Origin of the sequence: Selenomonas sp. CM52 (assembly GCF_000292955.1) — a bacterium.
Lineage (GTDB): Bacteria > Bacillota > Negativicutes > Selenomonadales > Selenomonadaceae > Selenomonas.
Window position 1 is genome coordinate 122230 of record NZ_ALNM01000012.1, and the last position, 12509, is coordinate 134738.

A 12509-nucleotide genomic window follows, 5' to 3' on the forward strand; every position below is an offset into this window, starting at 1 on the left:
AATTTTTATAACTTCACCCATTGTTCGGGAACAATATCCGCATAATTAAAACTTCCATTGCACCATTTCTTCGGAGCAACCACAATCTTATTCGGATTGTGGTTCAGCCATGCACCCCACCAACTAAAGGAACTGTTTGCAATGATATTGTGTTGACATTGCGTCATCAGATACATATCCTCGTACCCTTTGGACTTATGACCAATCTCCCTTTCATTAGTTTGGATATTATCATCAATATAGCAAACTTCATAGGGAAGCGGCAGATTTTCCTTCGCCCAAGGAATGTCATCCGAGAAAATAAAGAAGACAGGCGTCTTCACTCGCTCCGAGATATATCTCGCTGCATCAATATAGTACTGCATGGTGAAAGAGAGAAAAATTTCACCGAGTGCCGGATTCTGCGCATAGTCACCCCGTCGGATATGCAGACTAACTGCATCAGACTTTCTGATCTTCTCTACAATCGGACGTCTTTCCTCGATGGATTGGCGAACCTCTTCACGAAAAGTAAAATCCTTTCGTATCTCCTGGATAAAGTCAGAGAAATATTTTTCGCTCTGCCAGTATCCCATATAAAAGTATACGGAACGCCGTATTTCCATAATCTGCGGATGCCAGCCCATCCCTCCCTCTTCGAGAACCCTGCGCCATGAAAAGGGCATTCTCCGATTGACTGCACGATATATTTTAGCAGAAAACTTTCCCGACGGTAAAAATTTTTGCACCTCATTCGAAGTAGAAAATTTTTCATCGAAGGAAAAGATCCCCAATCCATAGATGTCATCTGCTGACAATTTTTTCTCCATCTGACGAATCCATGATAAATCCAGTTTTAGAATTTCTCCAGCACGGCGTGCCACGGAACTTGCCATGGCGTACTGGAACATCTGATTCCCCAGACCCCCAACCAAACGCATTAGTATCATAACACTATTTCTTCACCCAACTTCTCCTATGGCAAGAACTATCTAATGTAAGATAGAATCACCTTGACAAATAACCTTGCAAGCAATTTGGGATGACGAAAGGCATCCTTCTTATCCATACAGAAGAGTACCTGCACACCCAACTTGGTATACTCAAACAAAAAATAAAACTTGGCAAGAGAAACCATTATCTCAAATTTCTTTTGATCATACACTTTTCGTTCACGGTTTACCTCCAAGAGCATATCGAATACATGAAGAGCATCTTTTAATTCACTGCTTCTACATATCTCTTTCAAAAGAGGCTGCACATCCATCTCTTCCAATCCGAACTGCACAAGATTTCGTGCAACAATTTGATGCGTCAGCTGTTTCTGGCGTCTGCCATGGACACTTGATATATGGAATTTTCCCACACGATAGCGCAACAAGACCTTCGGAATATTATAGAACACGCACCCTTCCCATGCCATACGACTCCACAGATCATAATCTTCAGCATATAAAAAGGCCTCATCATAAAAAAGATTTTTTTCAAGTATAGTGGAGCGCCGTATCATTATTGCTGGATGTGCAAAAGAGCAAAAAAACATCTGTGCCAACTTTATATCATTATGTTCTATCGGATATGATGCCACATAATTAATCCCACGTCCAATCGTACGAAAAAACGTGCCACAGATATCCACATCAGGATGAGCTTCTAGGAATCCGACTTGCTCCTCAAAACGCCTAGGAAGACTGATGTCATCCGAGTCCATGCGTGCCACATATTTTCCTCTCGCCATTCGTATACCATCATTGAGAGGCGGCACGAGTTTTCGATTTCCTTTTCCCCAGACAACGCGTATGCGTGGATCAGTATAGGACCGTATAATTTTCAAACTATCATCTGTAGAACCATCATCTAAAATAATCAATTCAAAATTCGAATATGTTTGTGCCAGTATACTTTCAATAGCTGCACCGATAAAATTTTGTTGATTATATACGGGCATAATAACAGAAATCATTGGTTCTTGTGACAAATCTAACTCCCCATTTTCAATTCATTATAAGCAGGATATAGCTATATTAACCTATAAAAATCATCCTAAAATACATTTCTCAAAGGCACTACATGCCTTTTCTATTTCAAATTCTTGTATTTTTTCATATCCGTTACTTGCAATTTTCTCCTTATATGCAGAATCCCTCAAAAACATAATAATGTGACAAGCTAACTGCTTCGGATCTTGAGGAGGCGATAACAATGCTGTCTCATTATGAATAGCGAAATCTCTACATCCTCCGCTATCCGTTGCCACAACAGCACATCCGCAAGCCATCGCTTCTGCTATACTTAACCCAAACCCCTCTGTATGACTCGCATTGACAAATATCGAGTTCTGGTTATATAACTCTACAAGCACCTCACGCTTGGGATTACATACATACCGAATCCATGAAGGAAGATTTTGCGGGAAGGATTCAACGCCAAAAAAAGTCACCTTTATATCGGGAATTTGTTCTCGCACGAGAACCAACGCTTCTATACCATCTTGTGCTCCTTTTTCAAATTGTCGATTATACATCATCAAAATACTATTAGGCATTCGTTCATGATTTAGATGCCTAATAAAAAAATTTTTTAAGTCAAGACCATTATGAACAACAACACACGGATTCCCACCAACAGTTTCCACTTTTTCCTTGAGGAATGTACTTATGACTATATTGGTCATCCCCTCCAGGCGGTACGAATTAAAAACATTTTCACAGTCTTCCCCTCCCCATATTTCATATCCCTGTATCAGATAAAATTTTTTTCTCGCCCGAAGCCTATGCGCAATATATGCCGTCCCCCATGCAGTCGCAATCAGGCACTCACAGGGTTCTATCTGGCGCAAATCATGACATAATTTCATCTGAACAGGGTTGGAAAATTTATACCAATCGAAGTGAATACTTCCACTTAGCTTAAAGTAGATATACTTTAGCAAAGATGGTCTTTTGCTACGAGAAAAAGGCATATTCACCACATGATAAATTGTCACATCATGATTTCTTGCTAAATAGTTTGCATAGTCATATACGACCTTGTATCCCCCAACGACATGAGGATATGGGCGAGGTAGAATAAATACGATTTTCATATAAACATCATCGCCACACAATCACTTCCTTAAACAAACTTTGCGAACAGAAACGTTTCCATTGTTTACACTAATAGCGAGTCTGAAAACTTCTTCTTATCATAAGTGAGAACGTCACGAAAATATAACCCCTTGAATGCTGCCCGCAAACCAAACACATCCGCATTCCTATTGGATATATTATCTGCTATACTCACCATGATTTTACGTTGACTAGGGCTATCCTGAACTTCGTCTTGTTCGAGATTTTTAATCTCAGACGGTTGGCTTTGATTCTTGCCGCCTGGATGATCTTCCTCATCATATACGAAAATATAAGTCATACATCGACGCGTATCTGATATATGTAGTTTGGTTATATCACAAAAAAGTAAGAGACTCTCGTAAATCTTCTTCCAAACTTCATATATTCTCCTTTGTGACATGAACCCATCTTTGAACTCAATAAAGTACACGTTATCCCCCACTTGAAGCAAAGCATCCGTTGAGGAAGGATGCATACTGACTGAATAATCAGCAACGTATGCATCCTTCACATCATCAAAGCAAACAACCTTCTTCTGAGACATCGTCATATAAATTCCCCCAGTTTCATTCTTCGATGTCTCCTGCAATGTTTTTTTATGTTTTGAAAATATCTCTATCTGATCAAAGTTAACTATCATGATACTGCTCCGCTTTCAAAATCTCAAATGGACGAAGTAATTTATTGTAGACCAATTCTGTCGCTCTCGTGACATTCTTGAGTTCTGCGCGTCCGTCCACATTCTCCGCCAGATAGTATCTGCACCGATCCGCAATCCTATGTTTTGCCGAATATACCTCAATTGCATGGAGGAAGTAAGGGCTGTGCGTTGTCAGCAGAATGTGCATATCATACTCTTTCTGAAGCAAGACAATCACTTCTGCAAAGAGAATCTGCCATTCTGGATGCAGATGCACCTCTGGTTCATCCATAATGAGCACACCCTTCATCTCCAGACTCTCATTTTGAAGAAGCTGCTTTATAAGAAGGAACGCCTTCATTCCAGTGGAGAGATTTGCCAAATTGAGTTCGACACCCGCTTTCCCTACATAACGAAATGAAGCACGGACATCCCCCCCCAGTTCTATTTCACCATCACAGGCCTCTGAAAGCTTACGCAAGATTTTATCCATGCGCCGATCTGCAAGAATCTCTCCCATAACTTGGTCGGCACCGCTTTTTTTCTTTTTATTGCGCAGACATCCCAGTAAATGCTCCTTATGATCTGCTACTCCAATGCGCCTCAGTTCGAACGAAGATCGTCTAAGGAAATGGAATTCATCCTCAATAAGAGAAAGTGAATCCATAGCAAATGGACTTTCTATATATATCGCCTGCGTCTGCAAAGAACGCAAATCAGATATTTGGATTACTTGATGATTCTTTATAATTGCCTCCATTTCATCCTCGCGTATGGATAACTTAAGTCTCGCACTCTCTTCATCGACGAAAGGCAAACAATTGACTTCATTGGAAAATTCTCGCTTTAACCACTGCGATAGGATTCTCTGATATATTTCCTTCTGTGAAATGCTTCGTATTCGCTTGACTTCCTCTCCAATCTTATGCACATCGTCGTCAGAAATGTCAACGACTTTAGCCTCGCCAGGGGTAAAAACACGTATATTTTTCTCTAATATTTTTCTAAATTCCGGATATTCTTCCAATGTAGGATATTCGATTGGTTTACTTTCCAGCCACAACTGAATCCTTCTTGCATCACTTCTTACAAGATATTCACCAGGCAGTACTCTGGCAATTGCAGTTCTCAGCCTGTCTCTTCTAGCCTCTTCAATCTGTTCATCAAGGTGATAAAAGCTGTTAAAGATGCAATACAACGCCTTTCCAACTGTACTTTTCCCAGTATTATTCTCTCCCGCAATCACAGTGATACCCTTGAGTTCAATATCGGCCTTTTTAATTTTCCCAATACGTTCAACACAAAAACGCATAATTCTATCTCCTCCGTACTGAGGTTCTGAGCATCAAATATCTATCGAATGAAATTCTTTACCCAGCCTGTATACTCATACTTCTGAACGATACTCTCGGAAACAGGCTGATACGGTCGCGCTACAAACGCCGCAAAGTCTTCAGAACGATCTTTCCCAATGATGAAGATATTATTTTCTGAATAAAAATCATAAGTCACAATATCACGATAGTTCGTGATCAACTTCTTTTGATAGAACATAGCCTCCAAGGGACGCCACGTCAATCCTCCCTGGCCATTCTGGACAAGATCGACCAAAATAGATGCTCGCTGCAACCTATGCACCATTTCCACATAAGGCAAATTTCGCTTAAGCAGGGTAAGTCCTTCCGCCTGCGGATAATGAACACCCGCATCTGGTCGGAGAAATATACGATGTGACAAATGACAAGCCTCTGCAAGAGCGACGATTCCGTTTAACAAAGGAAACCGTTTCTTATCCTGTCCACAGAAAAACAGATCATATTCAGGTGAAACTTTCTCAATAGGGAATCGAATTGCTACCTGATTGTTATAGAAAAGACCATACCTTTCACAATCCCCCCGATCAAATGACCAGATTTCAAAACTGTAACGCTCTCGTAGCGGCAATAGAGAAAGAAATTCTTTATATGGCGAATAGAGCATAACCTTTTCTTTTTTTGCAACCGTATTCCACTGCCAATAGATGATGCGGCAATGCAAATTCCTCTCGCGGATGTAGGCAATAAGCTCTGGCGCCCCCATACACTCATACAGGAGAATGATATCATATTTCGAAAAATCCTCATCCTTACAGGCATACCAGATTCTCTGATACGGCACACGAAAGCTTACGCATAAGCGACGAATCACTTTAAGAATGGTAGTTGAATATTCTTTATATGAAAACACAACGTCTTTCATCGAATCTGGAATGATATCTATTGTATAATCTTGTTTATATCCAATAATCAACATTCTTTCCATGATGCTTCACCTGACCAGCAAAGAGAAGAAATCCATTCATCTCTTCGTTATTCCACACTTGTCTGATAATCCCTCTTTCTTTTTGAAACTTTCTTGTTGAAGCCTTCTTGTTTCTGCTAGTATAACTGCAGCAACAAAGATATTAGTGATGCTTATGTCCGAAGTATTAAAAAGAATTGCTGCTTGTCCTAAAAACATAATCAAATAAACTTTCAAGTAATCATATTCAATGCCAACCGCCAGAGCTCTCCATCCTTCTCTCCATACGCTCCACAAGACTCCAATCCAAGCCAAAGCTCCGAAAAATCCCACTTCTGCTAGTAGCCGTACATAGTAGTTGAAGGCTGGCGGCCAAGCAGCCCTCCCACTATAATTTGTACTCCAATCTACAATTTCGATACTCATATATGCCCAGTCTGGATAATAGTTCGCTGCATAAAAGGCAAATTGGTCATATCCAACACCAAAAAAAATATGATCTTGGAAAATCCCCATGGCTGCCATCGTTGCTCCAAAACGAGCCATATTCGACATATTAGAAAATACGATATCGTTAGATAAAAGTGTAGCAAACATCTCTACGACCCGCTCACTTCCTCCTATTGCATCTCCAACAAGATTTCCCCCACCTCCCAATATTAGAAAAAGCATCAAGCAAAACATGCAAAGTTTTTCCCATCGGATTTCCCTGCGAAAAAAAAAGCAAAAGCCAAAGAATTCTATCAAAATAATGAAATAACCTGTCCGTGAGTATGTTGCAAACAGTAAAACAAAGAAAAGAACCAACGATAAAGCATAAAACAAAATGTGTTTGCTTTTGATTAATTTAAATAACAGAAGTGGAAAAATAACGACCAAATATACACTATATTGAGAAGGTTCACTGGCAAAAGATTGAATTCTGAAAGGTTGCCGGAAAAGTTCCCCACGATACAGCGAATCTATCCCAGACAGGACTTCCGTTGCGGCATTATTGCCAAGGATTGATATAAATTCTACAACTCCGCAACCCGCCGATAAGAAGAAGGAAATCAAAAGAAAAAAAGAGATCCGTTCCCTAGCGTTCTTTTCTGATAGATATATATTATACATATACAGTAAAGAAATAAATTCTACACTCCACAAACCCATAGATAACAGATATCGCTCAATACCTTGCACTCCCTGCCATACAGATCGAAACATTGAAGGAAGATTGACGGCTCCCGAGATAAAATAAAATATTACAAAAACCATAATAAACCAAAGAACTCGCTGAGACGGAATTTCTATACGCCGACGTCGAATAAGCCAAAAAAAACTTCCAATCAAAGCGAACAAAAATAAACCTGAACCTAATGGGTAAAATATTTTTTTCGTAATAGCGATAGTACCAATAAACGGCATCAAGATGATTCCCAAATAAAAAAGTCTACTTTCTATTCGCATACTCCAATTCATTCCTTTGTGAAATCATTTTAAATAGGCCTTTAAACGATCTGCACACAAAAAAAGCAATAATACTGCGAAGGATTGCTTATGCTGACACAATCTCCATATAAATCTCCATTTTCTATTAAACTTGCTAAAATTAATATCAGAAAACCGTTGCTGTATCTCCATGCTACAAAGCAAATTCCTCATATCTATATATTTTTGGCAAAAGCTACGTGAGGATCGTACAATATTAATCCCCAATACAAAAAAACCAAGCAATTTACGATTCGACAAGGCCTGCGAATAGGTATCATCTAGCATATATTCTTGAATCAAGCGACTCAAGTGGAGATAAACGTTTCGTTGCGTCGAAAGCATATTGCCATCATATGTCACAGTAATAGCGTTCTCATTCATTTTATTATAATGATAAAATGTGGATGATATATAGAAAAATGATTCCATTCTTAGAAACAGCTCTGCATTGAAAGCCAAATCCTCAGCCGGACCAATAAACGTTTTAGGCAAAAATTGCATACCTTTTACAAACTTTGAATAATATATCTTACCACAAGCCATATTCAAATCATCCATATTTTGCGGATAATTAACACTCTCACCCAACGGACCAAATATTTTTTGGGAAATATCTTTCTTTTTTATATTACAGCTCACTTTTCCCAATATGAAATTAACCTTACTGCAATTCTTAAATTCACGAATATAGGGAAACAAAACACAATCCACGCCTTGCCTCTGTATCTCTTTTACGCATAACGAAATACAATCAAGATCCAGCCAATCATCAGGATCAAAGAACATCAAAAGCTCACCTGTAACATAGCGCAATCCATGATTCCGAGCCGAAGACAACCCACCATTCTTTTTATGATAGACCTGTATTCTAGAATCCATCTCGGCAAATTGCTCACAAATCTCTCCAGACCCATCGGTTGAACCATCGTCAACGACAATGATTTCAATGTTCTTATATGTCTGATTCATTATGGACGAAAACGACTTTTCCATAAACGGTTTCACATTATAAACAGGTATTATAATGCTCACTTTAATTTCCACAACTTCAGCTCCTTGATATTTTTCCGTTAATGTAAGTCTTCATATTCTCTATAAAAACCTCGATCGAAAATCTCTCTGCATTTTTTCTACAAAATCGTGGAAGAAATTTCGCTACAGAATTTTCAAAGCAGGATACAGCATCTACTATTGCATCTTTCTCCTGCGTATAAAAAAATATCCCCGTCTGCTCTTCACATTCCTGCCCACAGATTGTTTCCAACGCTCCACCCTTACCGTAAGCAATCACAGGAGTTCCACACGCCTGCGCTTCGACAGGTGTAATTCCAAAATCTTCCTCCGCAGCAAAAACAAAGGCTTTTGCCTTTTGCATTTTTTCTTTAAGTACAGCAAATGGTTGATATCCCATCAAGGTAATATTGCCTTTCGCAATTTCTTTTATTTTTCCATATTCAGGCCCATCACCAATAACTAACAGTTTTTTATCCGGCATTCCATTGAATGCTTCAACTATGAGTTTTACTTTCTTATAGGGAACCATCCGTGATGCGGTCAAATAAAAGTCCTCTTTTTTCTCACAAAGTTCATAAGCTTCGATATCTACCGGAGGATAAACGACTGCAGCATCCCTGCCATAGACTTTCTTGATGCGTCTTGCAATGAATTTAGAATTCGCAATGAAATGATCCACCCCATTCGCCGTGCGATAATCCCATAGGCGCATATAATGAAGAATTACCTTTGCCATCCACCCCTTTATTCCTCGCGTCAAATTCGCTTCCTGCAAATATTGATGCTGCAAATCCCATGCGTAACGAATAGGGGAGTGAACATACGAAATGTGTAATTGATCTGGACCCGTAAGAACCCCCTTTGCCACTGCATGAGAACTGGAAATAACTAAATCATACGGGCTGACATCCAGTTGCTCAATAGCAAGTGGCATCAGTGGCAAATATGAGCGATATTTCTTTTTTGCACACGGAAGATGTTGAATAAAGCTAGTCTGTGTCGATTTATTCATAATAAAAGCACGTTGTTCTTCCGGCAGAAAGTCAACAAGGCAAAACAAATCGGCATCCGGATAGATTTTCAGAATCTGTTCCAGAACCCTCTCCGCTCCAGCGTAAACAACAAGCCAATCGCACACTATGGCAACTCGCATCAATATGCCCCTTTTCCTGTAAAAACAATCTTCGCCGTCTTGAACAGATACATCAAATCCAACCAGATCGACCAATTCCTCACATACCACGTATCCATAGCGACACGTCCTGCAAAGCTCACATCATTTCGTCCGCTAGTCTGCCAAAAGCCCGTAATTCCTGGGACAGTGAGTGTAATTGTCGGAAGATATTCTCCCATATCTTCCTTCTCACGCGGAAGATATGGGCGTGGCCCCACCAGACTCATATCGCCCTTGATGACATTTAAAATCTGAGGAAGTTCATCCAAGCTATACTTACGAATCCATTTACCAATCCTTGTAACGCGCGGATCATAATCACGCAGTTTAGCAAACGTATCCCACTCTCTCTTTGCTTCAGGATATCTTGCAAGATACTCTTCTAAAATCCTCTGAGAGTCAAGATGCATGGAGCGAAATTTATAACAAGTAAACGTCTTCCCTCTTTTCCCAATACGTTGCGCATTAAAGAATACCGATCCTTTTGAATCAAGTTTGATACATAGAGAAATCGCAGCAATGATAGGAATAATCGGGATACACAATATGCTCCCAACAATAACGTCAAAAAAGCGCTTGATCAGCTTATTCCTTCGCCTAGCGAGATTATTGCGCAACGAAAGCAGCATAATCTGTTCGTTGAATAGAGTCTGCGCTTCTACATTGTAAAGAGGAACTCCGACAAGGTCAGGCACAAAGATGATATCTCTTACATAAGGCTGTATACCTTCCAAAAGACGCTTAAGTCGGTTCTTCTCCATCCCAGGAACCGTAATCACAACAGTCTTGACCCCAGACTCGTGTATAATTTCTGATGCTTTTTCTAAAGTTCCAAGCAAAAGAAACTTCCGAGGCAACTCATCTGAAACAGGCGCATCATCGAGAATTCCGACCACTCTATAGCGATAACCCAAATCCTGTTCAAAAGAACGCAATACCTGCTCTGCGGTTTTCCCTGCACCGATTAAAATGATGGGTCTTGTCAGCATATTTGTCATCTTAAGAATCTTCAACCATACATAGCGAACGGCATATACGTTGAACAACACCAGACAGGCAAATAGGACGACATAAAGTCTCGATGCCAAAAGACTCGCCTGCATGAAATAAAGCACGATGATGCATGTAACAAGCGCATAAAGAACTGCGTAGAAAATCTGCCGCACCGTCTCAAGGATTGGCTGCATCTTCGTATAGGTCTGCGCCATGCCAAGGAACGCAATAAAAAGCAAAGGGATCCAGAAGAATACATAGGCATTTGCAATATGATAAGAATCCCCTACAAAGAGACCATAGAGATCATGCAGGCCAAAAGCAACCTTCTCTGCAAGCAAAATGGCGATATAGTCAAAAATCACAAAAAGAAGAGGGGCGCATATTCGTCGAACAGTTGCTGGCAATTGATATTGCATACTTGTCGACCCCCTCTTCATTTCTATCAGCAGATTGCCACGTAAGCCTCCACTTAAAACTATGCCGTCCGTCTATACATGAACAGTCCATATCCCATAGATAGAAGCACGCCGATTACAAAGCCGATCGCAGTAATCAATTTCTTTCGCGGTGCGACAGGCTTATCCACATCTGGCAGGTTCGCCGGATCGACAATCTGGATATCCATGCTGTCCATCGCCTCTTGAATCTTGCTCTGCTCGCTCTGCTTAACAAGATTCAGGTAAACTTCTCCCTTAATCTTCACATCGCGTTCAAGTGCCATATATTCCAAAACGTCATTGGGCATATCCCCAATATTTTTTTCCTTTTTGCTGCGAAGTTCCTTGAGTTCACTCGCCTCAGCCTCTGCGACAGAAGCTTTAACGGCCGCCAAAGCATACCTTTTCAAAAGCTCTGACTGCGTCGGATTGAGCGTCGCGGCATTTGAGTCAACACTCGCGGCAACCTCTGCATTGAGACTTCCCTGCAGTTGCTGCAATTCGCTCTTCGCCTTCTGCACGTCTGGATGCTTGTCGGTATAGCGCTGCTCAAGACCCACGAGTTCCACCTGCTTCGCAACAATCTGATCTCGGATTTTCTGTACGACCGTGTTATCAGAAATATTATATGCTCTGCTCCTCATCTTCTGTTCCGAAAGTTTCGCTTCGGCCGCATCAAATTCTGCTTGTGCGGACTTCTGCTGCACCTCGGCTTCACTGATCGCCTTGTCAAAGACAGCCAGTTGTTCAATCGCTGCCTTGACCTGTTCATCGGGGCTGTATATCTTATGCTCCTTGCTGAAGGCTGCCAGCTTCTGCTCGGCCTCTTCCGACTCCTGCTTGCTTTCCGCAATGCGCTTGTCAAGGAACTTCACAAGCAAGGACTGCGTCTCCTGGTTCATGTCTGTCTGCATGAGGAGAAAGTTGTCAACGACAGCTTGCGAGATCATCTGTGCCTCTTCTGGATTTTTCCCTCGCGCAGTAACCTCAATAAGATTCGTTCCCTTGGTGTTTTTAATATCAAGATAGTTTTTTGCAAAAGCTTTCGCATCCGGCTTCTTGCCATCTTCAAAAGACATGCTGTCAATAATAGGTTCAAGTACCGTACGCGTCTTCATCAACTCTATGTAATTCATCGTCGGCGACGACACAGATCCGCTACCTACCCCCAGCATCGCCATCGCGGCGGCAGCGCCTGAAACATCAATCTTACTGGAGTTTCGCGTCTGCACCAGCGTGGTAGACTCATACTCCTTCGGTAACACAAAAGCAATCATTACCGCCACCGCCGTGCACACGAACACGAGCGTTGTCATGACCTTCCAACGCGCAGCCATGATACGAAAAAGCTTCGAGAGATCAATCGCGTCCTCATTTTGTTCCATTGCAGTTTCTCTCCTAGTCCA

General features: G+C 41.0%; 11 protein-coding genes. All 11 read right to left on the bottom strand.

All coding sequences use genetic code 11. From position 1 onward, the window contains the following. Positions 1–5: 5 nt before the first annotated feature. The 11 genes from HMPREF1153_RS02455 to HMPREF1153_RS02505 all read right to left on the bottom strand — a co-directional run bounded on the left by HMPREF1153_RS02455 (position 6) and on the right by HMPREF1153_RS02505 (position 12488). Positions 6–920 carry an alpha-1,2-fucosyltransferase gene (locus tag HMPREF1153_RS02455; RefSeq protein ID WP_198003308.1) on the bottom strand — a complete coding sequence of 305 codons (915 nt, stop codon included), beginning with the start codon at positions 918–920 and terminating at the stop codon, positions 6–8. Between the two features lie 47 nt (positions 921–967). Then, complete coding sequence (locus HMPREF1153_RS12105; RefSeq protein ID WP_071530750.1) at positions 968–1942, bottom strand: glycosyltransferase; 975 nt, start codon at positions 1940–1942, stop codon at positions 968–970. Between the two features lie 75 nt (positions 1943–2017). After that, positions 2018–3085 carry a glycosyltransferase family 4 protein gene (locus HMPREF1153_RS02465; protein ID WP_156810535.1) on the bottom strand — a complete coding sequence of 356 codons (1068 nt, stop codon included), beginning with the start codon at positions 3083–3085 and terminating at the stop codon, positions 2018–2020. 44 nt (positions 3086–3129) lie between these two features. Next, positions 3130–3729 (bottom strand): hypothetical protein, encoded by a 600-nt coding sequence (locus tag HMPREF1153_RS12110; protein WP_050992503.1) that lies wholly within the window; start codon positions 3727–3729, stop codon positions 3130–3132. Then, the gene (locus tag HMPREF1153_RS02475; RefSeq protein WP_009645394.1) at positions 3719–5041 is read right to left on the bottom strand and encodes an AAA family ATPase; all 1323 of its coding nucleotides are present in this window, start codon (positions 5039–5041) and stop codon (positions 3719–3721) included. Before HMPREF1153_RS02475 ends, HMPREF1153_RS12110 begins: the two co-directional genes overlap by 11 nt. 41 nt (positions 5042–5082) lie before the next feature. After that, positions 5083–6030 (bottom strand): hypothetical protein, encoded by a 948-nt coding sequence (locus HMPREF1153_RS12115; RefSeq protein ID WP_009645252.1) that lies wholly within the window; start codon positions 6028–6030, stop codon positions 5083–5085. 36 nt (positions 6031–6066) lie between these two features. Then, positions 6067–7431 carry an O-antigen ligase family protein gene (locus tag HMPREF1153_RS02485; protein WP_198003310.1) on the bottom strand — a complete coding sequence of 455 codons (1365 nt, stop codon included), beginning with the start codon at positions 7429–7431 and terminating at the stop codon, positions 6067–6069. A 51-nt stretch (positions 7432–7482) separates the two neighbouring features. Continuing rightward, a complete protein-coding gene (locus HMPREF1153_RS02490) occupies positions 7483–8526 on the bottom strand; it encodes a glycosyltransferase family 2 protein (protein WP_009645296.1) in 1044 nt (347 codons plus the stop codon). A gap of 4 nt (positions 8527–8530) precedes the next feature. Continuing rightward, positions 8531–9649, bottom strand: a complete 1119-nt coding sequence (locus HMPREF1153_RS02495; protein ID WP_009645276.1) for a glycosyltransferase family 4 protein — start codon at positions 9647–9649, stop codon at positions 8531–8533. Then, positions 9649–11082, bottom strand: coding sequence for an undecaprenyl-phosphate galactose phosphotransferase WbaP (wbaP, locus tag HMPREF1153_RS02500; RefSeq protein WP_009645293.1), 1434 nt, complete (start codon positions 11080–11082; stop codon positions 9649–9651). Before wbaP ends, HMPREF1153_RS02495 begins: the two co-directional genes overlap by 1 nt. Before the next feature lie 59 nt (positions 11083–11141). Next, positions 11142–12488: a GumC family protein gene (locus HMPREF1153_RS02505; protein ID WP_009645402.1), complete on the bottom strand. Its 1347-nt coding sequence runs from the start codon at positions 12486–12488 to the stop codon at positions 11142–11144. Between the last annotated feature and the right edge of the window lie 21 nt (positions 12489–12509).